The organism is Paractinoplanes ovalisporus, from assembly GCF_016834655.1.
GTDB classification, from domain to species: Bacteria; Actinomycetota; Actinomycetes; order Mycobacteriales; family Micromonosporaceae; genus Actinoplanes; species Actinoplanes ovalisporus.
In genome coordinates, this window is record NZ_JAENHP010000022.1 from 24,241 (window position 1) to 48,231 (window position 23,991).

Annotated in this window: 21 protein-coding genes; 10 read left to right on the forward strand and 11 right to left on the reverse strand. The window is 71.3% G+C overall.

Annotated elements, in window-relative coordinates; translation table 11 throughout:
* Window positions 1-20: 20 nt before the first annotated feature.
* On the reverse strand, window positions 21-2,627 hold the full coding sequence (gene alaS / locus JIG36_RS40760) for an alanine--tRNA ligase (RefSeq protein WP_203381925.1): 2,607 nt from the start codon (window positions 2,625-2,627) through the stop codon (window positions 21-23).
* A 49-nt stretch (window positions 2,628-2,676) separates the two neighbouring features.
* Between alaS and JIG36_RS52770 the strand changes: the two genes are divergently transcribed.
* The 9 genes from JIG36_RS52770 to JIG36_RS40805 all read left to right on the forward strand — a co-directional run bounded on the left by JIG36_RS52770 (window position 2,677) and on the right by JIG36_RS40805 (window position 8,925).
* Window positions 2,677-3,018 (forward strand): peptide deformylase, encoded by a 342-nt coding sequence (locus JIG36_RS52770; RefSeq protein WP_307873111.1) that lies wholly within the window; start codon window positions 2,677-2,679, stop codon window positions 3,016-3,018.
* A gap of 37 nt (window positions 3,019-3,055) precedes the next feature.
* Window positions 3,056-3,685, forward strand: a complete 630-nt coding sequence (locus JIG36_RS40770) for a superoxide dismutase (protein WP_203381927.1) — start codon at window positions 3,056-3,058, stop codon at window positions 3,683-3,685.
* Window positions 3,686-3,687: 2 nt separating this feature from the next.
* Complete coding sequence (locus JIG36_RS40775) at window positions 3,688-3,969, forward strand: superoxide dismutase (protein ID WP_236049216.1); 282 nt, start codon at window positions 3,688-3,690, stop codon at window positions 3,967-3,969.
* A 101-nt stretch (window positions 3,970-4,070) separates the two neighbouring features.
* Window positions 4,071-5,159, forward strand: a complete 1,089-nt coding sequence (locus JIG36_RS40780) for a FecCD family ABC transporter permease (protein ID WP_203381929.1) — start codon at window positions 4,071-4,073, stop codon at window positions 5,157-5,159.
* Entirely contained in the window at window positions 5,156-6,118 is a 963-nt protein-coding gene (locus tag JIG36_RS40785; RefSeq protein WP_203381931.1) for an ABC transporter substrate-binding protein, read from the forward strand. Before JIG36_RS40780 ends, JIG36_RS40785 begins: the two co-directional genes overlap by 4 nt.
* Window positions 6,115-6,921, forward strand: coding sequence for an ABC transporter ATP-binding protein (locus JIG36_RS40790; RefSeq protein WP_203381933.1), 807 nt, complete (start codon window positions 6,115-6,117; stop codon window positions 6,919-6,921). Before JIG36_RS40785 ends, JIG36_RS40790 begins: the two co-directional genes overlap by 4 nt.
* Complete coding sequence (locus JIG36_RS40795; protein WP_203381935.1) at window positions 6,918-7,580, forward strand: class I SAM-dependent methyltransferase; 663 nt, start codon at window positions 6,918-6,920, stop codon at window positions 7,578-7,580. Before JIG36_RS40790 ends, JIG36_RS40795 begins: the two co-directional genes overlap by 4 nt.
* Window positions 7,580-8,191 (forward strand): nitroreductase family protein, encoded by a 612-nt coding sequence (locus JIG36_RS40800; protein WP_203381937.1) that lies wholly within the window; start codon window positions 7,580-7,582, stop codon window positions 8,189-8,191. The genes JIG36_RS40795 and JIG36_RS40800 overlap by 1 nt, the downstream gene beginning before the upstream one ends.
* Window positions 8,192-8,481: 290 nt before the next feature.
* Window positions 8,482-8,925, forward strand: coding sequence for a Fur family transcriptional regulator (locus tag JIG36_RS40805; RefSeq protein WP_203381939.1), 444 nt, complete (start codon window positions 8,482-8,484; stop codon window positions 8,923-8,925).
* Window positions 8,926-9,235: 310 nt separating this feature from the next.
* Here the strand turns inward: JIG36_RS40805 and JIG36_RS40810 are convergent, their stop codons facing one another.
* The 3 genes from JIG36_RS40810 to JIG36_RS40820 form a co-directional block, all read right to left on the reverse strand.
* Window positions 9,236-9,640: a hypothetical protein gene (locus tag JIG36_RS40810; RefSeq protein WP_203381941.1), complete on the reverse strand. Its 405-nt coding sequence runs from the start codon at window positions 9,638-9,640 to the stop codon at window positions 9,236-9,238.
* Window positions 9,641-9,649: 9 nt separating this feature from the next.
* Entirely contained in the window at window positions 9,650-10,351 is a 702-nt protein-coding gene (locus JIG36_RS40815) for a SprT family zinc-dependent metalloprotease (RefSeq protein WP_307873112.1), read from the reverse strand.
* Between the two features lie 98 nt (window positions 10,352-10,449).
* Window positions 10,450-11,385, reverse strand: coding sequence for a phosphotransferase (locus JIG36_RS40820; RefSeq protein ID WP_203381943.1), 936 nt, complete (start codon window positions 11,383-11,385; stop codon window positions 10,450-10,452).
* Between the two features lie 37 nt (window positions 11,386-11,422).
* Between JIG36_RS40820 and JIG36_RS40825 the strand changes: the two genes are divergently transcribed.
* Window positions 11,423-14,641: an NACHT domain-containing protein gene (locus JIG36_RS40825; protein WP_203381945.1), complete on the forward strand. Its 3,219-nt coding sequence runs from the start codon at window positions 11,423-11,425 to the stop codon at window positions 14,639-14,641.
* On the opposite strand, the gene JIG36_RS40830 is transcribed toward JIG36_RS40825, so the two are convergent.
* From JIG36_RS40830 to JIG36_RS40860, 7 genes are read right to left on the reverse strand one after another with little or no spacing between them, the layout of a single operon-like run.
* Window positions 14,632-16,338, reverse strand: a complete 1,707-nt coding sequence (locus JIG36_RS40830; RefSeq protein WP_203381947.1) for an ABC transporter ATP-binding protein — start codon at window positions 16,336-16,338, stop codon at window positions 14,632-14,634. The two genes, JIG36_RS40825 and JIG36_RS40830, sit on opposite strands and share 10 nt — an antisense overlap.
* Window positions 16,335-18,149 carry an ABC transporter ATP-binding protein gene (locus tag JIG36_RS52775; RefSeq protein WP_307873113.1) on the reverse strand — a complete coding sequence of 605 codons (1,815 nt, stop codon included), beginning with the start codon at window positions 18,147-18,149 and terminating at the stop codon, window positions 16,335-16,337. The genes JIG36_RS40830 and JIG36_RS52775 overlap by 4 nt, the downstream gene beginning before the upstream one ends.
* On the reverse strand, window positions 18,146-18,967 hold the full coding sequence (locus JIG36_RS40840; RefSeq protein ID WP_203382170.1) for an ABC transporter ATP-binding protein: 822 nt from the start codon (window positions 18,965-18,967) through the stop codon (window positions 18,146-18,148). The genes JIG36_RS52775 and JIG36_RS40840 overlap by 4 nt, the downstream gene beginning before the upstream one ends.
* 2 nt (window positions 18,968-18,969) lie before the next feature.
* Window positions 18,970-20,016 (reverse strand): FecCD family ABC transporter permease, encoded by a 1,047-nt coding sequence (locus JIG36_RS40845; RefSeq protein ID WP_203381949.1) that lies wholly within the window; start codon window positions 20,014-20,016, stop codon window positions 18,970-18,972.
* Entirely contained in the window at window positions 20,013-21,011 is a 999-nt protein-coding gene (locus JIG36_RS40850) for a FecCD family ABC transporter permease (protein ID WP_307873114.1), read from the reverse strand. Before JIG36_RS40850 ends, JIG36_RS40845 begins: the two co-directional genes overlap by 4 nt.
* Window positions 21,012-21,052: 41 nt before the next feature.
* A complete protein-coding gene (locus JIG36_RS40855; RefSeq protein WP_203381951.1) occupies window positions 21,053-22,036 on the reverse strand; it encodes an ABC transporter substrate-binding protein in 984 nt (327 codons plus the stop codon).
* 34 nt (window positions 22,037-22,070) lie between these two features.
* Window positions 22,071-23,927 carry a siderophore-interacting protein gene (locus JIG36_RS40860; protein WP_203381953.1) on the reverse strand — a complete coding sequence of 619 codons (1,857 nt, stop codon included), beginning with the start codon at window positions 23,925-23,927 and terminating at the stop codon, window positions 22,071-22,073.
* Between the last annotated feature and the right edge of the window lie 64 nt (window positions 23,928-23,991).

A 23,991-nucleotide genomic window follows, 5' to 3' on the forward strand; every position in this document is an offset into this window, starting at 1 on the left:
GGCTCAGCCCCGGTCGGCGGTCATGCCGCGGCGACCAGGTCACGCAGGCGGGTCAGCAGCTCGGCCGGGCTCCCGGTCGCCTTGCCCTGGGCGAACGCGTCGTTGCCGCCTCCCCGGCCGGACAGCAGTTGCTTGACCAGGTCGGCGGCGGACAGGCCGCGCTCGGCCGCGGCCGGAGTGGTGGCGACGACCGCGCCGGAGCCGGCGATCACGCCGATGACGGCGGGGCGGTTGCCGAACCGGTCGCGGACCTTCTCGGCGAGCTTGCGGCCGTCGCCGGTGGTGGTGACTCCGACGTAGGTGATGCCGCCGAGGTCGAGCGCGCCGGCCGTGTACTCGGCGACGTCGAGGTCGAGGATCCGGTCGCGCAGGTCGCCGGCTTCGCGTTCGACCTGCTTCATCCGGGCCAGCAGGGCGGTGACCCGCTCCGGTAGTTCCTCGGGGCGGGCCTTGAGCTGGGCGGCGAGCCGGCCGACGAGGTCGCGTTCGCGGGCCAGGTAGCGGAACGCCTCGATGCCGGTGACCGCCTCGATGCGACGTTGCCCGGCGCCGACCGACTGCTCGCCGGTGATCGCGAGCGAGCCGATCTGAGCGGACCGGTCGACGTGGGTGCCGCCGCACAGCTCCCGCGACCAGTCCCCGCCGATCTCCACCACGCGGACGGTTTCGTCGTAGGTCTCGCCGAACAGGGCCAGTGCGCCTTCGGCCCGGGCCTGGTCAAGGGGCAGGTAGCGCACGCCGACCGGCAGGTCGCGGCGGATCGCGAGGTTGGCGACCTCCTCGACCTCGCTGCGGGTGGCGTCGGACAGGCCGCCGCGCCAGGCGAAGTCGAGGCGCAGATAGCCGGGGCGGTTGTACGAGCCGGACTGCAGCGCGCCGGGGCCGAGCACCTGCCGCAGCGCGGCGTGCACCACGTGGGTGCCCGAGTGGGCCTGCCGGGCGCCGGTACGCCATTCCGGGTCAACCTGCGCGTGCACGGTGTCACCGACCGCGATGGTGCCGTCAAGGATCCGTACGGTGTGCGCGATCAGATTCTTGATCGGGCGTTGCACGTCGATGACCTCGGCGCGCAGGTTCGGGCCGGTGAGCAGGCCGGCGTCGGAGTCCTGACCGCCGCTCTCGGCGTAGAAGGGGCTGCGGTCGAGCGCGACGGTGACGATCTCCCCGGCTCCCCACACGGCCAGGACCCGCGACTCGGTCTCGAGGGTCTCGTACGCGAGCCAGTCGGTCGGCCCGTGGGCGTCGAGCACGGTGCGGTAGGCGGACAGGTCGGCGTGGCCGGTCTTGCGGGCCTTGGCCCGGGCGCGCTGCTCGGCCATCAGCGCCCGGAACCCGTCGGCGTCGACGTCGAGGCCCTGCTCGTCGGCGATCTCCAGGGTCAGGTCGATCGGGAAGCCGTACGTGTCGTGCAGCTGGAACGCCTTCTCACCGGTGATCGCCGAGCGGCCGGCCGCTCTGGTCTCGGCGATCGCCGTGTCGAGGATCGTGGTGCCGGCCCGCAACGTACCGAGGAAGGTTTCCTCTTCGCCGTAGGCCGTCTGCTCGATGCGGTCGAACTCCTTGGCCAGCTCGGGATAGGACGGCGCCATGCAGTCCCGGGCCACCGGCAGCAGCTCGGGCAGCGCCCGTCCGTGCCAGCCGAGCAGCCGCATGGCCCGGATCGCCCGGCGCATGATCCGGCGCAGCACATAGCCACGACCCTCGTTGGCGGGTGTGACACCGTCGCCGATGAGCATCAGTGCCGTGCGGACGTGGTCGGCGATGACCCGCAGACGTACGTCGTCGGGGTGGCTCTGCGCGGCGGCGGGCCCGGAGTGCACACCGTAGGTCTTGCCGGTCAGCTCGGCGGCCCGGCTCAGGATCGGCCGGACCTCGTCGATCTCGTACAGGTTGTCGACGCCCTGCAGCAGCGAGGCCATGCGTTCCAGGCCCATGCCGGTGTCGATGTTCCTGGCCGGAAGATCCCCGACGATCCGGAAGTCCTCCTTGGAGACCACGTCGGCGATCTCGTACTGCATGAAGACCAGGTTCCAGAATTCGAGGTAGCGGTCCTCATCGACCTCGGGACCGCCCTCGGCGCCGTAGGCCGGACCGCGGTCGTAGTAGAGCTCGGAGCACGGCCCGGCCGGTCCGGGGATGCCCATCGACCAGAAGTTGTCGCTGCGGCCCCGGCGCACGATCCGGTCGGCCGGCAGCCCGGTGCGCTTCCAGATGTCGATGGCCTCGTCGTCGTCGAGGTAGACCGTCGCCCAGATCCGTTCCGGATCGAGCCCGAAGCCGCCCTGGTCGATCGGCTTGGTGGACAGCTCCCACGCGAGCGGGATGGCGTCGGCCTTGAAGTAGTCGCCGAACGAGAAGTTGCCGTTCATCTGGAAGAACGTGCCGTGGCGCGAGGTCTTGCCGACCTCGTCGATGTCCGGTGTGCGGATGCACTTCTGCACCGACGTCGCCGTGGCGTAGGGCGGTGTCTGCTGACCGAGGAAGTACGGCACGAACTGCACCATGCCCGCCGCGACGAACAGCAGGTTCGGATCGCCGACGGCCGGCAGCGGCGCACTCGGCACGACCGCGTGGCCGTGCGCCTCGAAATGCGCAAGGTAGCGCCGTTTGATCTCCGCCGTCCGCAAGACGCACCCCTTATTGCCGCTGAGTTGCAAATGCATAGTATGGGCAACTGTGCAGACGCGTTCCGGTACCCCGCGCCCGATCACCCGCCACGGCGAGCAGGTGCTGCATCGCCGGTGCGCCGAGGTGACCATGTTCGACGACGGTCTCGCCCAGCTCGTGGCCGACATGTTCGCCGGCATGGCCGCGGCCCGCGGGGTCGGGCCGGCCGCGAATCAGATCGGCGTCGATGCCCGCGTGTTCGTCGTCGACTGTCCCGACGCCACCGGCGCGCACGTGGTGGCGCCGAGCATCCCGGCGTCGGCGCCGGCACCCCGAACGACGCGAGCTGAGGCCTGCGGCGAGGATAGGGCAGCCTTACTCAAATGCCTCTCGATTGGTGTTGCAAGATAGTGGCAATAGCTTGATCACGGCAAGTGGAAGGTTCAGCATGGCCATCTACACGCTTCCTGACATGCCCTACGACTACGGCGCGCTCGAGCCCGCGATGAGCGGCCAGATTCTCGAGCTGCACCACAGCAAGCACCACGCCGCGTACGTCAAGGGCAGCAACGACACCCTCGACCAGCTGGCCGAGGCCCGCGACAAGGGCGACTACCACGCCCTGGTCGGCCTGGAGAAGACGCTCGCGTTCAACCTGTCCGGGCACGTCCTGCACTCGATCTTCTGGAACAACCTGCGTCCCGGCGGCAGCGCCGACCGGCCCGAGGGTGACCTCGAAGCCGCGATCATCGAGCACTTCGGTTCGTACGAGGCGTTCTCCGCGCAACTGTCCACGGCGACCAAGGGTGTGCAGGGCTCGGGCTGGGGCGTTCTCGCGTGGGAGCCGCTGTCGCAGCGGCTCATCGTCGAGCAGATCTACGACCACCACGGCAACGTCGGGCAGGGCTCGACGCCGATCCTGGTCTTCGACGCCTGGGAGCACGCGTACTACCTGCAGTACAAGAACGTGCGCCCCGACTACGTCGACCGCCTGTGGAACCTGGTCAACTGGGCCGACGTCACCAAGCGTTTCGACGCCGCCCGCGCCGCCGGCAACCCGATCATCGTCGCGCCCTGATCGTGGACGCCGCCGACGCTTTTGCCGGCGCGCAACGTGCCGCCGGGGTCATCGCGGCCAAGCACCGCGGTGACCTCGCCGGCGCGCACGACCTGCTGGCCGCCTTCCCCGACGAGCAGGCCCGCACCCAGGGCTTCCAGCTGCTGGCCGAGTTGGCGCTGACGATTCTGCGCACCCAGACCGGCGAGACCATGGACGAGATCGTGCAGGAGATCAGCCTGCACATCGCGGCCGCGGCGGTGAGCGGGCCGCCGGCGGAAGGCGGCCCGCGGCAAGATCGGTGAGGCTTCACACAGCTTCGCGCCCCTTCTTCTCGCCCCGATCTGCTTGGTACGTTCTTGCCTAACTTTGGCAATAGCCGAATCAAGGCAAGTGGGGGATCAGCGTGTCGACCGTCCTCTCGGACGTCCGGGAGCCCGACGTGCTGGGGGTCGGTGCGCAACGCCGCCGCACGAGCGTCTGGCTCGTGTCGCTGAGCGCCGGGCTGATCGTCACCGCGGTGGTCGCGGTGGGCACCGGGGCCATCGCGATCGATCCCCTCACCGTGGCCCGCATCCTCGGCCATCAGTTGTTCGGCCTGGGCGAGGTGACCTGGGAGCCGCCGCAGGAGGCCATCGTCTGGCAGGTACGGCTCCCGCGCGTGCTGCTCGGCATGCTGGTCGGCGGCGGGCTCGCCGTCTGCGGCGTCGCGCTGCAGGCCATGGTGCGCAACGTGCTGGCCGACCCCTATCTGCTGGGCATCAACTCGGGTGCGTCCAGCGGCGCCGCCGCGGCCATCCTGTTCGGGGCGGGCGCCGGCTTCGGCCAGTACGCCCTGTCCACCAGCGCTTTTCTCGGCGCGCTGGCCGCCTCGCTGCTGGTCTTCCTGATCGCGCGCAGCGGCGGCCGCATCACCTCGATCCGGCTGCTGCTCTCCGGGGTCGCCGTCGGCTACGCGCTGTACGCCACCACCAGCTTCCTGATCTTCGCCTCGGGATCGGCCGAGGGTGCTCGCTCGGTCATGTTCTGGCTGCTCGGCTCGCTCGGCTTGGCCCGCTGGGACGCGTTGCTCACGGTGGCCGCGGTCGTGATCGGCGGCACCACGCTCTATCTGACCGTCGTGGGCCGTCGGCTCGACGCGCTCGCGGTCGGTGACGAGACCGCGCACACCCTGGGGATCAACCCCGACCGTTTCCGCGTACGGCTTCTGGTCGTGGTCTCGCTCTGCGTCGGTGTGCTGGTCTCCGCGTCGGGCAGCATCGGCTTCGTCGGCCTGGTCGTGCCGCACCTGGCCCGTCGGCTGGTCGGCGCTCCGCACGTCCGTGTGGTGCCGGTGGCCGCCCTGCTCGGCGCGATCCTGCTGGTCTGGGCCGACGTGATCGCCCGGGTGCTGCTGGCCCCGCAGGAGATCCCGATCGGCATCATCACCGCCCTGCTCGGCGCCCCGTTCCTGCTCGTCCTCATCCGCCGACTGCACGCCGGAGGCATCGCGTGAAGAGAATCGCCGCCCTGTCCACCGTCCTCGTCCTGGCTGCCGGGTGCGGCGCCGCCGCCGACGACACCCAAGCGGGATCGTCGGGCGCCGGCTACCCGTTGACGATGAAGAACTGCGGCGCCGACGTCACCTTCGACAAGGCCCCCGAGCGTCTGGTCATGCTCAAGAGCTCGGCCGTGCCGTTCCTGCACGACCTGGGCGTGATGGACCGGGTCACCGCCCGCGCCGGGCAATATCCGAAGGAGTACTACGACGCGGCGACGCAGGCTGAGATCGACAAGGTCCCGCTGCTCACCGACAAGACCGACACCAGCGGCCACCTGCAGATCAGCAAGGAGGTCGTGATCAGTCAGCAGCCCGACCTCGTGCTCGGCGAGGTCGACAACCTGTCGCGCGACACGCTCTCGGCCGTGGACATCCCGCTGCTCGAAGAGCCGACCATGTGCGAGGGCAACACCGACGCGCCCACCTTCGACTCCATTTACGCGCAGATGGAGGCGTACGGGAAGGTCTTCGGTCGTCAGTCCGAGGCGGCGACTGCGGTCACGGCGCTCAAGGACCGCATGTCCAAGATCAAAGCCGAGAAGAGCGGCCGTACGGCGGCAGTCCTGTACCCGACCGTCGGCGGTGGAGTCACGTACGCGTACGGAAATGCCTCCATGGCGCACCCCCAGCTGGAGGCGGCCGGGTTCACGAACGTGTTCGCCGACAGCAAGGAACGCGTCTTCGAAGTCACCCTGGAGGAACTGCTCGGACGCAACCCCGACGTGCTGATCCTGCTCTACGGCGACGGCGACCCCAAGGCGGTCGAGCAGGCGGTCACCGGGCTGCCCGGCGCCGAGAAGCTGAAGGCCGTGCAGAACAAGAACCTGATGACGCAGCTGTTCAACTTCACCGAGCCGCCGACGCCGCTGTCGATCGACGGCCTCGAGCGCATCGTGGAACGGTTCCCGGGTTGATCACCGCGACCGGTGTCTCCTGGCGGTACGGCGCCAACCCCGTGATCGACGGGGTCAGCGTGACCGCCCGGCCGGGTCGTGTGCTGGGGCTGATCGGGCCCAACGGCAGCGGCAAGACCACGCTGTTGCGGCTGCTCTACGGCGCCCTTCGCAGCCCCACGGGCAGCGTCACGGTCGACGACTCCGCGCTGCCGTCGCTGAGCGCCCGCGAGGCGGCGCTCCGGATGGCGGTGGTCGTGCAGGAGAGTGGGGGCGAGACCGCGCTCACCGTGGCCGAGATGGTGCTGCTGGGCCGTGGCCCGCATCTGTCGACGTTCCAGCGCACCGGCCGGGCCGACCACGAGATCGCCGCCCGCTGCCTGGCCCGGGTCGGCGCCACCCACCTCGGGCCGCGCGCCTTCGCCGGTCTGTCCGGCGGTGAGCGCCAGCGGGTGCTGATCGCCCGTGCGCTGGCCCAGGAAGCCACCCACCTGCTGCTCGACGAGCCGACCAACCACCTCGACATCCGCTTCCAGCACGAGGTGCTGGCGCTGGTGCGTGGCCTGGGCACCTGCTCGATCGTGGTGCTGCACGACCTCAACCTGGCCGCTCGCTACTGCGACGACCTGGTGCTGCTGGGGGCGGGCGGGGTCGCGGCGGCCGGGCCGGTCGACGAGGTGCTCGACCCCGCGATCCTCGAACCGGTCTACGGCATCGGCATCAAGCGCCTCGACCTCGACGGCGACCTGCATCTGCTGTTCCACCCGTTCGCCGAGGAAGCCCGAGAAGCCGAAGAAGCCGAAGAAGCCCAGGAGGCCGCATGACCGCCCAGGACCGCATCAACGACTACTGGACCGGCCGCGCCCCCAGCTACGCCGAATACCAGCGGCAGCCCGCGCGGCTGGCCGACGACCTCGCGGCCTGGTCGCAGGTCTGGGCCGGCGCACTGCCCCCGGCGCCGCTGGACGTGCTCGACGTCGGCACCGGCAGCGGCCAGGTCGCCGGGGTGCTGGCCGGGCTCGGTCACCGGGTCACGGGTATCGACCTGTCACCCGGCATGCTCGAGCAGGCCCGTTCCACGTACGGGAATGTGGGTTTCCGCCTCGGTGACGCCGTCGAGCCGCCTTTCCCGCCGTCGTCCTTCGACGCGGTGACCGGCCGCTACGTCATGTGGACGCTGCGCGACCCCGGCGCCGCGGTGGCGAACTGGATGCGGCTGCTTCGCCCCGGCGGCACGGTCGCGGTCGTCGACAGCACGTGGTTCCCGGACGGGCCGCAGTCGTTCTACGATCCGTCGGTGTGGGAAGCCCTGCCCCTGGCCCAGGCCGAGTCCATCAACCAGACCGCCGCCGTCCTCGAGCAGGCCGGCTTGGCCGACGTCACGGTCACGCCGCTGACCACGATTTATGAGCTGGACGAGAAGTACGGGGTCGCGCCGGGTCACGAGCTGCAGACGCAATATCTGATCACCGGGCACGTCTGATGGAGTTCCGCGAGGCGCTGCGCGGCCGGCGGATCGTCCGCAATTACCGCCCGGACCCGGTACCCGACGAAGTGGTCGAGCGGATCGTCAAGGTCGTGCACCGCGCGCCCAGCGCCGGTTTCAGCCAGGGCCACCGCCTGGTCGTGGTCACCGACCCCGCCGTGCGGGCCGCATTGGCCGCGGTCGCCGAGCCCTGGTATCTGGAGAACGGCTTCGAGCCGTGGATCTCGCTGGCTCCGGTGCAGATCGTGCTCGGCATCCGCGAGCAGTCGTACCACGAGCGCTACACCGAGGCCGACAAGCTCGAGGAGGACGGCGAGGAGATACCGTGGCCGGTGCCGTTCTGGTGGTTCGACTCCGGCGCCCTGTTCACGCTCCTGCAGCTGGCCGCGGCCGACGAGGGCCTGGCCAGCGGCTTCTACAGCCCGGCCCCGCCCGAGGAACTGGCCGCTCTGGCCGCCGCCGCGGGATTGCCGGACGATGTCGCGGTGGCCGGGGTGCTGACCCTTGGCTATCCGGCCGGCGACGGCGCTGTGCCGTCGGCCAAGCTGGCCAAGCACCGCAAGCCGCTCAATGAGCTCGTCACCTGGCGACGCGCCGCCGCGAGTTGATCCACCGGCCTTCCGTCCGGCTCAGATCCGTCGAGTAGGTGGCCGCCGATCCGGTCGGTGCGGCGTAGTGGGCCGGTCCGCGACACAGGCTGACTCCCGGGCCGGGTCCGCCTCCCGCGGGAGGCTCGTTCCAGGGCGGGAGCGCGAAGCACTGCTGGTAGATGACGTGAAGCTGGGCCTGCCGGGCGCGCAGGCCGGCCGCCGTCACCGGTTCGATGACCACCGTCGCGGTCCCTTTCTCGTCTCGGCGTTACCGTGGACGCCGGTCAGGGGTGAACGAGAGGTGGATCGTGACGGGAACACGGCAGCTCGACAGGATGGACGCGGTCCGCGACCTCGTGCGGGCGAACGGCCGCCGCTGGACGGTGGCCAAGGGCGCGGTGGTCGAGGCGCTGCTCGGCACGGACGAGCACCTGTCGGTGCAGCAGGTGCACGAGCAGATCGGCGCCCGGTTCCCGCAGATCGACCGATCGACCGTGCATCGCGTTCTGCTCGGGCTGGCCGAGGAGGACGTCGTGCACGTGCTGGGGCGGCAGGGCGAGGCGCGGTACGGAATGGCCGATCGTCCGCACCACCACGCCGTGTGCGCCCGGTGCGGCCGGGAGGCCGAGATCCCGGCCAAGGTCATCGCGCCCGCTCTCAAGTCGGCCGCGGCGGCGACGGGATTCACCTTCACCGCGGGCAGCATCACCCTGACCGGCCTGTGCGAGTCATGCTCGGCCGGAACAGGCTGAAGGCGCCCCGGCTGGATCATCGCTCCGGAGCGCCCTCGCAGGTCGGAATGACGGGTCACGGTCAATGAACGCCAGTTCCTGATGCCATCATCTAGTAATTGCCAGTCGGATGCAACAAGCGATCTCTAGGCGGGGTCGACCGTTTTCACCATCACGCAGTTCTTCAGGCCCTTGGGGCGGTCGTAGGTGAAGCCGAGCCGCTCGTAGAGACGCCGCGTGCCGTTGTAGAGGAACGACGCCGACATCTTCTTGGTCTGGCCGGTCAGGTCGTGGGGGTAGCTCTCGACCCGCCCGCCGCCGGCCCTCGCGATCAGGTCGAGCGCCCCGGTGATGGCCAGCTCGGTGATGCCCTGACGCCGGTGGCGTTATCGACGAAGACGCAGGTGATCCGGTAGTCGGGATCGGCGGTCTTGGTGGCGTCGTACTGCTTGCGGTGGTGCAGGGTGGGCAGCTCGGCCGGCGTGCCGAACTCGGCCCACGCGATGGCCTCGTCGCCGTCCATCACCAGCGCGGCGTGCGCTTCGCCCCGCTCGACGTAGGTCTTCTTCAGCGCCCGGTTGGCCTCGGCGCCTTGGCCGCGTTCGGGGCCGTCGGGGTGGAACCAGATGCACCAGCAGCCTCCGAAGATGCCGTTGTGCCGCTGCACCAGCGCATCGAAGGCGGGCCAGGTCTCGGGGCTCAGTGGCGCGCTCGTGTACGACGACTCGGTGGCCATGAGGGCACGTTATGCGATCCCACGGCCGAGTGGGGCGGTCACCGGCTGCGCGGCCGTGAAGGCGACACTCAACAGGCCCGCGGTGGTGCGCACCTGGTAGCGGGTCCGGCCGCGCTTCTCGACGGTTCCGGTCAGCCCGGCGTATTTGCCGGCCCCGGTCAGGCGGACGCGGGCGCCGACCGCCACCAGCGTCGGGGCCGGTGACGGGGTGCGGCTGCTCAGACGGGCCAGCTCGGCCTCGTAGCGGGGGTCCATCTCGGCCGGGCGTCCGTGATGGGTCCAGGTGTAGCGGGCCGACAGGGTGAAGCTGGGCGAGCACTGCGGGCACGACCGTACGCGGACCGGGCGCCGGTGGGCCGTCGTCCGGTGACCGGCCGTGCACGTGCCCACCCACGGGCCGTCGACCTTGGGGGCGTCCACCGGCAGGCAGCGGCTCCCGGAGCAGCCGATCCGCCGGGCGATCGCCCGCCACTTCTGGTTGTGGCCCTGCCGGGAACCGGCCAGCGCGTGGGCGATCTCGTGGAGCACGGTCTCGGTGACCTGCTCGGGGGCGTAGAGGCTCATCAGCGGCCGGGACAGGGTGATCTCACGGCGGCCCGAGTGGCAGGAACCGGCGCGGGTCTTCGCGTTGTCGAACCGCAGGGTCCAGCCGGTCAGCCGGTGGCGGGCCATCAGTTCCGCGGCCAGCTCCCGCACATCCCCGAGATTCACCCGACGAATACTGCCACGCCACGGCCGGGGAACCCGATGCCGAGGCGGCGGCCTCCGGGGTGACGATCGTCTCGCGTCGACCGGGCCGGAACCGGGCGTCAGACCGGAGTCGGCCTTCCGATCTCACTCAGGTAATAGGCGGCGGCCGTACGAAAATCCTCCTCGACCGGCAGGGCGGCGTCGCGGACGGCCCGCTGCCAGGCGGCGGCTTTCGGCACCCGGCCGACCCGGCAGGCGAGCGTCGCCGACCGTCGCAGTGTTTCCGCGGGGGCCAGATCCGACCACACGTCGAGATAGGCGTCGCGGAGGCCGTGCAATTCGCCGGGAGTGGTCTCGAAGAAGTACTGGGCCGAGCCCAGAGCGGTGAGCAGACAACTGAACGGATGCGCGACCGCGGCGTCGCCCCAATCGAAGAAACGGTTGCCGGGAAAGACGTTGTCGTCGTGCAGATCGTCGTGTTGCAGGGAGGCCGGCACGCCGTCCGCCGCCAGTTCCGCACACCATTTCCCGTACGCCGTGAGGTCGACCCCGCCGTCGACCGGCGTCTCGGCCAGCATCGTCGCGAGCCGGCCGGGCAGCACCTCGGGACGCATGTCGGGCACGCCCAGGGCCGTCATGGCCTGCGCTTTCGGGGCCAGGGTGCGCTGCAGAACCGCGTACGCCCGAAGCATCTCCCGCCACGCGGCCAGCTTGGCCTCCCGGTCGTCGGGAAGCGACTCCCGCAGGGTGGGCCCGCGATCGGCGGTGAGCAGCCAGCCGCGGGATTCCTCGACAGCGATCGGCGTCAATACCGAATCGGGCGCCCAGCCGGCCAGCGCCTGAACCAGGGCCGCCTCGTACGCGCAGTCCGTCGTGTTCGCCTTGAACCACCGGACCCCGGCCGCGGTCGGCGCCTTGTGCGTGACGGACCACGGGCGTACGCGCGTCTCCTCGATGTCACCCGTCACCGGGGTGCCGATTCCGGCCAGGCTCTCGCGGATCCACGAATGGGCCTCGGCCTGCCACCGGGGGTCATGCCAGTCGTTCGCACGCATAGTTCAGGGACTTTAAGCGGTAGGACATCATGAAGCGATGCCCCAGGGTCTGTCCTATGCCGACGCCGTCCGTCTTCTGGGTGGTTCCGGCCCGCTCGCCAAAGCCGTCGACAATCTGCTCGGCGGGGTGCTCTCGGTGGCGACCGCGGGCGGGAGTGATCTCGCGATCAGCCTGTTCGACGCCAAGACCGAGGTGGTCCGGCTGGGCGGTCTGGTGTCGGCCACGATCAATGATTCCGTACGGGGGTTGGGTCGCTACGACCGCAGCGAGCGCCTGCAAGCGGCGCACGTGTGCCTGGTCGTGGCCGCCTTCTTCGAAGCGCTCGACGACTGCCTCGACGCGGCCGGCATCGACCGGCCCGGGTTCAGCCGCGAGGACCAGCTGCGGGTCGTCGTCCCGGGAGCCGGAACCGGCCTGATGAGCGACCTTCTCGCCGCGCCCGTGCCGATGCCCGCGCCCGACGTCTCGTACGCCGCGCTCCTGGACCGGCTCGGGGACTGGTTCGGTGCCACCGCCGAGCGGATGATCTTCCACTTCCCGGGGCTGGCCGTCTGGGAGAACGCCGGCGACTCGGCCCGGCGCGAGCTCACGAGCCGCCTCCGCGACCGTCTGCCCGGCCTCGCCCGCGACCGGTACGACGAGACGCACCGCCGCCTCGCCGCCGACATCCCCGAGTTCGCGATCTGGGCCGACCGCCTCGAGGCCCGCGCGACCGCCCACGGCCTGGAACGTCTCGAATCCGTGCTGCGGCAGGCCACGTCGGGCCGCGACCCGGACCGCCACCGCGCCGCGCTCGCCCGCGCCTATCGGGCCGAGCTCAACCGCCCGGTCCTCGGCGGCGACGCGGGCGATCTGCTGCTCCCGGCGCTCGGAACCGCATACCTGGACCCGGTCTTCCGCGTCCGCGCGGCCGGCCCGGGTGCCCGGCCCGCCGACGACCACTGGTGGACCGACGCCGCGACGCGCACCGACATCGCCGCTTTCCTGGCCGCGCATCTCACCACCACCCAGGCCACCGAGGCCCCGATGCTGCTGCTCGGCCAGCCCGGCGCCGGCAAGTCGTCGCTCACCCGCATCCTGGCCGCCCGGCTGCCCGCGAGCGACTTCTTCGTCTGCCGGGTGGTGCTGCGCGACGTGCCGGCCGAGGCCGAGATCCAGGACCAGATCGAGCTGGCCCTGCGCGCGGCGATCGGCGAGACGGTGTCGTGGGCCGCGATCGCCGGGACCGGGGGAGCGCTGCCGGTCGTGCTGCTCGACGGCTTCGACGAGCTGCTGCAGGCGACCGGGTTGCATCAGAGCGACTACCTGCAGCGGGTGGCCGCCTTCCAGCAACGGGAGGCGGCGCTCGGCCGGCCGGTGGCGGTCATGGTCACCAGCCGGGTCGCCGTCGCCGACCGGGCCCGCCTGCCCGCGGGCGCTCTCGCCGTACGGCTGGAACCGTTCGACGACGACCAGATCGAGCGCTGGCTGGCCGTCTGGAACGCGACCAACAACCTGACCCGGCCGCTGACCCGGGAGGTGCTGCGGCCGCTGCGCCACCTCGCCGAACAGCCGTTGCTGCTGCTCATGCTCGCCCTCTACGACGGCACCGGGCACGGGTTGCGGGACAGCTCGGTGCCGCTGGACGGCGGTCAGCTCTACGAGCGGCTGCTGGCGTCGTTCGCGGCCCGGGAGGTGCGGCGCGTCCACGCCGGGCAACCCGACGAGCAGATCCCGGCCCTGGTCGAGCAGGAGCTGCTGCGTCTGTCGGTGGTGGCGTTCGCGATGTTCCACCGGCTGCGCCTGTGGGTCACCGAGCGCGAACTGGACGACGACCTCGCCGGGCTCGGCCTCGGCCCGTCGCGCGCGGGCCGCACCGAGGCCTTCCGCACGCCGCTGACCGCCGGGCAGGAGATGGTCGGGCGCTTCTTCTTCATCCAGCGCGCGCGGGCCGTCCGCGACGATCAGACCCTGCAGACGTACGAGTTCCTGCACGCCACATTCGGCGAATATCTCGTGGCCCGGCTCGTCGTGCAGGCCGTCCGCGACACGGCCGCGCGCGAGGCGGCGAGCACGCTGGCGCTGCGCCTCGGCCCGGCCAACGACGACGATCTGCTGAAGTCGCTGCTGGGGTACACGGCATTGACCGCGCGCGCCACGATCCTGTCCTTCGTCAGCGATCTGTTCGCCGGGCCCGGCCGCGACCGGTTGCGCGAGTGGCTGGTCGCGCGCACCAGCCAGGCGGTGACGCGTCCGGCGTACGGGGAAACGGCTTATCGCCCCGTCGACAAGCGCGTGGACCACTGGATGTCGACGTACTCCTTCAACCTGATGCTGCTGACCCTGGCCTGCGGCGGATCGCTGCGTGCGTCCGAGCTGTTCACGCGGGCGGCCGACCCGGCGTACTGGATGCGCGCCTCGGCCCTGCAGTGGCGGGCGGCGATCCCCGGTGACATGTACATGGACGCGCTGGAGGTCCTGACCGTGCGTCGCGAGTGGCACGAGGGCCGCCGCGACATCGTGCTCGAGTTGGCCCTGGACTGGGCGCCGACGTTCCCCGACCCGATGGACGTCACCTGGTTCAACGACCACCCGCCGGGCACCGCGACGCCCGAGGTCCACCGGTCCGAGTTCGGCCTGCACACGCTGCTCAAGTCGATGCAGCTGAGCAATTCGCTGGGCGACAGCACGATGCTGCACGCGTTGGAACCGCTGGTGGCCCGCGTGCCCGACGCGCTGACCACCTTCGTCGGCGACGAGTCCCTGGCCCACAGCCTGGTCGAGCTGTGGCTGGCCTCCGCCCTGGACACCCCGGATTTGCTGGCCGCCCGCTATGACCGTGTGACGTCGGCGATCCTCACGCTGATCGCGCGCGGGACCAGCGCCGAAGCCGCGGTCACGCTGCTGATGCAGGCCTTGCGGGCCGACGCCGACCGCCTCCCACCGGCCCGGGTCGTGGGCATCGCCCATGTGCTCGTCGCCGTGCCGTCGACGCGCGGGGCCGACCTCGCCCTACGCTCCCTGCTGACCCCTCGGGTGGCCGCGACGGACTCGGCGCCCCCTCTGATGGCAATGCTCCTGACCGGTTACCTGGAAGCCTTGGACGACGCGCTGCTGGCTCAGGCCCTCCTGGTCGTCACCGATTCGCCGTCGGTCGACCCCGCGAAGATCCGCGACCTCGTACGGCAGCTGGACGGCCTCGACCACGGGCGCCGGGCCAAGACCGTGGAAAGCCTGGACCCGGCCCTGCCCGAACGGCTCTCGATCTACCGCTGACCGGCCCGCCACGCCTCCCACAGCTCGGCGTAGGTGCCGCCGGACCCCACGAGCTCGTGGTGCGTGCCGGTCTCCACGATCCGGCCGCGGTCCAGGACGACGATGCGGTCGCACTCGGCGGCCTGGGACAGGCGATGCGCGATGATCAGCCCGGTGCGTCCGGCCAGGGCGGCCCCGGCGGCGTGATCGAGCGGTCCCGCCTGCGTGGATCCGGCCTCGGCGGTGGCTTCGTCGAGGATGGCGAGCTCGGGGTCGGCGAGCAGCAGCCGGGTGAGGGCGATCTGTTGCGCCTGCGCGTCGGTGAGCGGATGCCCACCGGCGCCCACCGCCGTGTCGACACCGTCCGGCAACTGGTCGAGGAGATCGGCGGCGCCGGTGGCATCGAGCGCGGCGCGGATGTCGCGGTCGGTGGCGTCCGGGGCGGCCAGGGTCAGGTTCTCGCGCAGGGTTCCGGCGAACACGTGCACCTCCTGAGTGATCACCGCCGCGCGGCCGGGCCGGGCCACGGTTCCGGCCTCGGGCCGGTGGATCCCGGCGACCACCGCGGCGAGGGTGCTCTTGCCGGCTCCCGAGACGCCGACCACGGCGACACGTTGACCGGGCGCGATGTCGAGGCTGACCCCGTCGAGCGCGGGCGGGCCGTCGCCGTAACGGAAAACGACCTCGCGGAGCCGTACGGCGGTGGTCGCGGGCCCGCTCCCGTTCCGCTCGGCGGGGACGGTGACGACGCCGATCATGCGGTTGAGCGAGGCGAGGGCGGACTGGAGGGTGTCGATCACGAACAGCAGTTCGTTGACCGGCCCCAGCAGGCGCAGCACGAGCAGCATGGCGGTGGTGGCGCCGCCGACGGTCGAGTCGCCGCGGCCGACGAGGACGAAGCCGACGACCAGGACGGCGGCCAGGCTCAGGCATTCGCCGAGGTTGAGGCGGGCGCTGAGCATGCTCTGCACGATCCGGGCGCGCACCGACTGCACCGCGACCTCCCACGAGGTGGTCATCACCGCGCGGTGTCGTGGCCCGGCGAGCCCGAAGCCGAGCACGGTGGCGTAGCCGCGCTGGGATTCGAGGATCTGCTGGGCGCGGGCGCTCATTGCCGTCCGTTCGGCGCGGTACACCCGTGGCCCGGTGCGCAGATACCAGCGCATGGCGAGCACGTAGACCGGCAGCACGACGGCCAAGGCAGCGGCGTAGGGCCATTCCAGCGCCGCGAGCCCGCCCAGCGACACCACGATGGTGAAGGCGGTGACGGTGAGCGCCGGGATCACCGCCGGGGCGGCGTCGGCCACGGCGGTGACGTCGTCGCTGGACCGGGAGATCAGGTCGCCGGTGCCGGCGCGCTCGACGACGTGCTGCGGGAGCGTCATGGCCCGGCCCACGAGTCGTTCGCGCAGCGTGGCCAGGATGGTGTGGTAGGTCCGGGTGGCCAGCACGATCGTCACCGCGGTGCCGGCCGCGCCGAGGACCGCCGCGACCACCATGACGGCGGTGACGGTCAGCACGGTGCCGAGGCCGGCGGTTTCCGTCCGCACGCGGTCGACGAGATAGCCGATCGCGACCGGTGGGATCAGGTCGACGCCGGTGCTGACGATCCCGAGCACGCCGGTCGCGGCGAGCCGGAGCCGGTGTCCGTGACTGAGCCGCCAGACCTCCCGGGCCGTCTGCCGGCCGTCCGCGACCGGCAGCACGTGCCCGCTCACGGCGCCGCTTCCCCGAGCAGGTCGACAACCCGGTCGCAGCAGCCGAGCAACGCCGGGGACGAGGCGATCAGCAGCGTCGAGCGGCCCGCCCGGACTCCGCGCAGCCGACCGGCGATGGCGTGCTCGGTCACCGAGTCGACCGCGGTGGTCGGGTCGTGCAGCACGAGCACGGGCGCGTCGCTCGCCAGCGCACGGGCGAGCGCGACCCGTTGGCGCTGGCCGCCGGAGAGGCGGTTGCCGCCCTCGCCGACCGGAACGCCGAGATCGGTGGCGAAGTCGTCGCACGCGGCCGCTCGTACGGCGGTGTCCGTCAGTTCGGGGTTTCCGGCCACGTTGTCGCGGATCGTGCCGATGAACAGCATGGCCCGGTGCGGCGCGACGGTGACCCGGGAGCGGTACGTGGCCGGCGACAGCTCCCGCACCGGCACTCCGTCGAGCCGTACGTGGACGTCGTCGCCGGCCCACGGGTCCAGCAACGCGCCGGCGATGCGAGCGGCGGTGCGATCGTCGGCCCGGACTCCGACGAGCTCGCCCGGCCCCACCGTGACCGGCGGCTCGGACACCTCCAGCACGGGCGGCCGCGTGACCTCGTACGGAAGCGTCTTGCCAGGCTCAGGCGTGGAGGTGTCGTTGTCCCGCGTGACCTCGTACGGAAGCGTCTTGCCAGGCTCAGGCGTGGAGGTGTCGTTGTCCCGCGTGACCTCGTACGGAAGCGTCTTGTCAGGTGCAGGCGTGGAGGAGTCGTTGTCCCGCAGGACGTCGAGGATGCGCGCGGACGAGGCGCGGGCCCCGGCGAGGTTGGGGATGGACAGGTTCGCGATCGACTCGATCTGCGGCAGGAGGGCCTGGGTGAGTCCGACGGCGGCGATCAGCCGGCCGATGCTCAGCTGCCCGTCCACGGCGAACCAGCCCGCCAGTCCCATCACCGCGGCCACGAACAGGCCGGTGACCGCCCCCGAGCCCACCAGGAACCGCCCCAGCAGCCCCGCGTTGCGTCTGGCGCCGACAAGAGTCTCCTGGCTCGCCTGCCGGTAGCGCCGGGTCGCCTCGGCCTCGGCCCGCACACCGATCCCCTTGACGACGCGGTAGCCGGTGACGAGGTCGGTGGCCCGCCCGACGGTGGCGGCCAGCAGCTCCTGGAACTCGCGGGTGTCCCGGGAGAGCCGCTCGCTGAGCAGGCCCATCAACCAGACCGCGACCGGCGCCCCGACCAGCACCACGAGCCCGAGCAGCCAGTGCGTGGCCAGCAGCGACACCGCGATGAACCCGATGGCGACGACCCTCGAGACCGGCATGATCCCCAGGATCACCGCGTTGGCCAGGCGGGCGACGTCGCTCGTCATCACCGACACGACCCGGCCGTCCGGCGCCCGGCCGGTCCCGTCGTCCGGATGCAGCACACCGGACGACAGGGTGCCGCGGAGCCGGTGTTGCAGCAGCTGCACCGCATAGGCGGTCAGCCGCAGCGCGAGCCTCGCCGCGGTGGTCAACGCGACGTAGAGGGCGACCAGCACACCGAGCCACAGCACCAGCTGTCCGGCGTCCCCGGTCGCCAGCGCCCGGTCGATCGCGAGCCCCATCACCACCGGGACGGCGGCCTCGCCCACCTGCCACACGGTCGCGAACAGCATCGCGGGGACACTGACCCGCGGCACCGAGGAGATCACCCGCAGCAGGAACCGGCCCGGTGTGAGCCCCGCCCCGGCCGCGAACGGCCGGATCCCCGCTGGTTCGGCCGGGGCGTGCAGGATCACGGGTAACCAGCGGGTCAGCGGGCCGCGCCCCAGGCCCACCGGGTCGGTCCGCGTCACGACCGGCCCCGGTCCCGGCCCAGGGGTACGACATGCGGTGTGCCGACGACGGGATCGGGCATGACCAGGCACCGCAGGCCGAAGACGTCCTCGACCAGTTCGGCCGTCACGATCTGCGAGGGCGCGCCTTCGGCGACCACCGCGCCGTCCTTCATCGCGATCAGATACGTGCCGAAGCGCGCGGCGTGGTTGAGATCGTGCAGGACGGCGACCATCGTGTGCCCGGTGCCGTTCAGGTCGGTGAACAACTCCAGCAGCTCGATCTGATGCGTGATGTCGAGAAAGGTCGTCGGCTCGTCCAGCAGCAGGATGTCGGTGTGCTGGGCCAGTGCCATCGCCACCCACACCCGCTGCCGTTGCCCGCCCGAGAGCTCGTCGACCAGCCGCCCCGACAGGTCGGTGACCGCCGCGGCGTCCATCGCCCGCCGTACGGCCTGCTCGTCGTCCTCGGTCCACTGCCGGATGAACCCCTGGTACGGATATCGGCCCCGCGCCACCAGATCGGCGACGGTGATGCCGTCGGGGGCGATCGCGGTCTGCGGCAACAGCCCGACCCGCCGGGCCACCTCCTTCGTCTTGTACGACTGGATGTCCGCGCCGTCCAGGATCACCTGGCCTGTGCTCGGCTCGATCAGCCGTGACAGCCCGCGCAGCAGCGTCGACTTGCCGCACGCGTTCGGGCCGACGATCACGGTGAACGACTTGTCGGGGATCGACACCGACAGGCTCTCGCTGATGACGCGCTTGTCGTAGCCGATCGTCGCCGAGTCGATGTGGAGCCGGGCGGCGCCGCTTTCCTGGACGGGGAGGGCAGACACGTTCACAGACGTCTCCTGGCTTCGGTGAACAGCAGCCGGCCCAGGTAGCCGCCGCCGAGTATGACGGTGATGATCCCGACCGGCAGCGGGGTCGGGGCGATGTGCTGTGCGATGTAGTCGGCCGCCAGGCACAACAGCGCGCCGACCAGGGCGGCGGGCACGAGGGTGATTCCGGCGGTGCGGGCGAGCCGCCGGGCGATCTGCGGCGCGACCAGGGAGATGAAGGCGATCGGCCCGGACGCGGCGGTGACGGTCGCGGTCAGCGCCACGCCCACCACGACCAGGCCCAGGCGGGCAGGGGAGACCCGCACCCCCTGCGAGGCGGCCGTGTCGTCGCCCAGCTCCATCTGCCGCATCGACCGGCTCAGCACCGCGGTCGACAGCAGGAGAACCACGATGCAGATGCCGCCGATGACCACCTGATTCCACGACACGCCGTTGAGCGACCCGGCCCCCCAGGCGGCCGCGGCCATCGCCTGCTCCCGTTCGGCCTCGAGGATCAACCAGGTGTTCAGCGACCCGAGCGTGGCCGAGACGCCGATGCCGACCACGATCAGCCGGAACCCCTGCACCCCGCGCCGGTAGGCGAGCACGTACACGGTGAGGGCGGTGGCCATGCCGCCGGCCAGGGCCCCGCCGACCAGCTGCCAGTAGGCGCCGTTGACGACCAGGATCACGAGCAGCGCTCCGGTGTAGGAGCCCTGGGAGAACCCGATGACGCCGGGGTCGGCCAGCGGGTTGCGCAGCATCGACTGGAAGACCGCACCCGACACCCCGAGCGCGGCGCCGAACACGAGCGCCGCCACCACCCGGGGCAGCCGCCACTCGACCACGATGTCGTGGACGAGCCCGGTCTCGCCGCCGGTCAGCGCGGAGACCACCTGCCCGGGACCGAGCTGGTAGGAGCCGGTCATCAGCGCGAGCACGGCCAGGCCCACGACCGCCAGGGCGAGCACCGCGCAGACGACGACCGGGCGCCAGTCGAGCCGTACGGCGATCCGCCCGCGCCGCAGCACCAGCACGCGCCGCCCGAAGTTCACCGTGCTCACAGTCCGCTCGCCTTCTTCCGCCGCACCAGCGCGATGAGAACCGGAGCGCCGACGAACGCGGTGACGACGCCGACCGGGATCTCTCGCGGGTGCATGACGAAGCGCCCGAGGATGTCGGAGGCCAGCAGCAGGATCGGGGCCAGCAGGACGCTGTAGGCGAAGATCCACCGTTGGTGCGGGCCGGCGATCCAGCGGGCCACGTGCGGCACCATGAGCCCGACGAAGCTGATGGGTCCGGCGATCGCCGTGGCGCCGCCGGCGAGCAGGGTGAGCGCGATGATCGCGAGGACACGGGTGTGGGCCAGCCGGACGCCCTGGGCCGCGGCGAGCTCGTCGCCGAGGGCCATGGCGTTGAGCGGTCCCGACACCGCGAGGGCGAGAACGAGTGCCACCACGAGGAACGGCAGGATCGGCCACACCAGGTCGAGCGGGCGGCCCACGATCGAACCGGCGTTCCAGGACCGCATCGCGTCGAAGGCGTCCGGGTTGGTCAGCTGAAGTGCCTCCCGGGCGCCCCCGAGCACCGCGCCGACGCAGACCCCGGCGAGCACCATGGCCACCGGCGACCGGCCGTGCCGGGTCGACCCGAGGGCGAGCGCCATGAGGGTGACGATCAGCGCCCCCGCGAAGGCGAACCACATGTAACCCCGGATGTCGCGGACACCGAGCACACCTACGGCGACCGTCACCGCGAAGGACGCACCGGCATGGACGCCGAGAATTCCCGGATCGGCCAGGGGATTGCGGGTGAGCGCCTGGATCAGCGCGCCCGACAGGCCGAGCGCGACGCCGACGACCAGACCCACGACCGTGCGCGGCAGCCGGTAGTCGCGGATCGCGAACTGGTCGATGTCGGCCGACGGATGGAACAGGGCGTCCCACACCACCGACGGCCGGATCGCGGTCGATCCGATCATGACGCTCAGCACCAGCAAGGCCAGAAGAACCAGCAGCGCGGCCACCAGGCCGAGCAGACGACGACGCGGTCCGGGCACCGCGATGGTTCCCGGACCGCGTCGTCGCAGGGCGAGGACTGTCACTCCTTGGCCGGGAGGGACGCCAGGGCGGCGTCGAGCGAGTCCAGGTACTGCAGGACGGGCCCGTAGGAGTTGTTGCCGGGGCAGAAGACTCCGAGTGCGCGACCGGAGGTCACGGCGGGCAGCGCCTTCCAGGTGTTGGTCTCGACCACCGGCGCGAAGGACTTCTTCGGCTTTCCGGCGGCGTCGACCGGATAGGTGATCACGTCGTACTTGGACAGACCCGCGATCTGCTCGAACGGCAGGGACGTCCAGCCCAGGGGGTCCGCACCGGCGGCCGCCTTCGGGAAGTCCATGCCGATGTCATCCTGGGCGATCTCGACGCAACCGAAGTCGGCCACCGAGAACGTCCCGGGATCGGAACTCTCCCAGCGGTCGACGTTGACGAACGAGGTGTCGCCGATGAGCTTGCCGTACGTCTCCTTGATCTTGGCGATCTTCGCCTCGAACTTCGCCCGTTGGTCGGTCAGCCCGGCCGTGACGTTGCCGGCCTCCGAGAGCCCGCCGGCGAGAGCCTTCCACTCGACGTCGAGCCCCCAGAAGACCGTCGGGGCGATCGATGTCAGCTGCTTCTCGATCTGCTCGAACTCGCTGTCGGGGAGCTGGGCCAGGATGAGATCCGGCTTCAGGCCGGCGAGCTTCTCCATGTCGACCTGGTCGCCGCTGGAGCCGAGACTTGTGGCGGCCTCGTAGGTGGCTTTCTGGTCGGCCGGAATGAGGTCGATCTCGGAGGCGCCCACCTCGGTGACGCCTACCGGCTTACCACCCATGTCGATCAGCGGAAGGGTCGTGTTGCCGATCGTGACGACCCGCTGCGGCGCGGCCGGGACCGTGACGGTGCCGTTGTCGGCCGTGACACTGCGCGTCTCGGCCGGCGCCGCTTCTTCGGTGTCGGCGCTGTCCCCGCCGCAGGCGGTGAGGACGATTGCGGCGCTCAACAGGGTGGCGGCCAAGGCCGCGCCCCGGCGCCTCGATGGTGTCATGGTCATGAATATGTTCTTCTTTCTCTTCCGGGGGTCAGGCGGGTGTGAGCTCGTGGACGGTGGTGCCCCAGCCGACGGTGTGCGTGGCTCTCCGGTCGAGCCCCGCCCGCGTGATGACGGCGTCGAGTTCGGCCGCGGTGCGCAGGCCGGAGCCGTGCACGGCGAGGGCGAGCAGGTCCGCCTCGCCGTCGTGCTCGTCCAGGTCGTCGGTGTCGAAGAGGTCCTCCACCAGCAGCACCCGGCCGCCGGGGAGCAGGTTCTCGGCGGCCCGGCGCAGGGCGTGGGCGGCATCGGCGTCGGGCAGGCTCTTGAAGGCGCGGATGACGAGCACGACGTCGGCGGCGGGGCTGGGTTCGAAGACGGACTGTTCGACCACGCCGACCCGCGCGCGCTGCCGCTCGTCGGGGATCGTGTCGGGCAGGTCGCGACGCAGCCAGTCGGCCTGGGCGGGCAACGCGCAGATCGTCACGCGCAGGTCCGGGTGGGTCGCGAGGAACTCCCGGACCTGGGCGCCGGCGCCGCCGGAGTGGAGCACCAGGTGCTCGACCCCGCCGAGCAGTCCGGACTTGGCGATCGGCTCGGCCAGCGCCGCCTGGAACAGCGCCAGCCGTTCCAGGTAGCGGTCCTCGTAGTCCTGTTCGGCGCGCACCTCGGCGAAGGTCTGCCCGGTGACCGAGGCGTAGGCGGCGCGGCCGGTGCGGATCGACTCGGTGAGCCCGTGGATGCCGATCATCTCGCGTCCCGTCACCCCGGCCGGGTGCAGGGCGTTGGCGACGAACTCGACGGTCAGGACCTCACCGACCGGGGTCAGGCCGTAGTGGTCCGGCCCGGTGCGGGTCACCACGTCCAAGGTGTGCAGGTAGCGCAGCAGCTTGCCCAGCGCGCGCTCGTCGGCGCCGGTCCTGATCGCCAGGTCGGCGACGCTGGTGACGCCGCGGGAGATCTGCTCGGGCACCCCCAGCTCGACGGCGGTGCGGATCGCGATCGGCGCGATCAGCTCGGTCAGATCGTGCAGCTTCTCGAACGGGGTTCTCGTCTTCTCGGGGTCGGGCAGCGCGGCGTCGCCGGCCAGGGCGACGACCTCGCCGCGACGCCAGTACCCGGTGAAATCGATGTTCTCCTTCGGCAGGCCCCGGTCCTCGATCAGATGGCGCCGGATGTCACGCACCGACCGCTGTTCCCCGGCCAGCCAGGCGAAGGGGCGGCCGTCCCACCAGCCGAAGCTCCGGACCGCCTCCAGCAGCAGGGGCGTCGTGCCCGCCTCGGCGCCGTCGCGGACGAGCCAGGTCACCTCGACGCCGGGCGGTGTGGGCAGTTCCTGGCGATGGTCGTGCTCGGCGATCTCGATGAACACCTGGGCCCGCGTGCCCGGGGGGATCTCGTCGAGCAGGCGGCTGATCGCGGGCAGCGCGGTGTCGTCGCCGGCCACGAGCAGCCAGTCCGCCCCCGTCGGGAACGCCTTCGAGCTGCCCGGACCGGCGAGGTGGATGCGGTCACCCGGCTGGGCCCGGTAGGCCCAGGTCGTCGCCGTGCCCACGCCGTGCTTGACGAAGTCCACGGTGAGCTCGCCGGCCTCGGGATCCCAGCGGCGCACGGTGTAGACCCGCGACAACGGCCGGGGGTCCCGGGGCACCTCGATGCCCTTCTCCTTCTGCACCGGGAGCACCGGCTCGGTCTGGCCGGGATAGCAGAAGGCCAGCCGGATGTCGTCGTCGAAGCCCGTCGAAGCGAAGGCCGGCTGGGGGAAGCCGTTGGCCGACGTGAACGCGCCGAGCTGCGGACCGGCCAGCGTGACCCGCCGCATCCCCGGCGTCAGGTCGGCCACCCGGACGACCTCGACCTCCCGCAGGGTCACGGGACGCACGGTCAGTTGGCGTGAGGTCTTCGGCATGCTGAGGGGCAGTCCTTCCCGGTGACGGCGAGATCAACGAGATAAGGTTAGGCAAACCTCACAT

Bases quoted from the DNA above. Each gene is read 5' to 3' on its own strand.
- JIG36_RS40770 (WP_203381927.1), top strand. From the start codon at position 3,056: ATGGCCATCTACACGCTTCCTGACATGCCCTACGACTACGGCGCGCTC.
- JIG36_RS40795 (WP_203381935.1), top strand. From the start codon at position 6,918: ATGACCGCCCAGGACCGCATCAACGACTACTGGACCGGCCGCGCCCCC.
- JIG36_RS40800 (WP_203381937.1), top strand. From the start codon at position 7,580: ATGGAGTTCCGCGAGGCGCTGCGCGGCCGGCGGATCGTCCGCAATTAC.
- JIG36_RS40810 (WP_203381941.1), bottom strand. From the start codon at position 9,640: ATGGCCACCGAGTCGTCGTACACGAGCGCGCCACTGAGCCCCGAGACC.
- JIG36_RS40820 (WP_203381943.1), bottom strand. From the start codon at position 11,385: ATGCGTGCGAACGACTGGCATGACCCCCGGTGGCAGGCCGAGGCCCAT.
- JIG36_RS40825 (WP_203381945.1), top strand. From the start codon at position 11,423: ATGCCCCAGGGTCTGTCCTATGCCGACGCCGTCCGTCTTCTGGGTGGT.
- JIG36_RS40855 (WP_203381951.1), bottom strand. From the start codon at position 22,036: ATGACACCATCGAGGCGCCGGGGCGCGGCCTTGGCCGCCACCCTGTTG.
- JIG36_RS40860 (WP_203381953.1), bottom strand. From the start codon at position 23,927: ATGCCGAAGACCTCACGCCAACTGACCGTGCGTCCCGTGACCCTGCGG.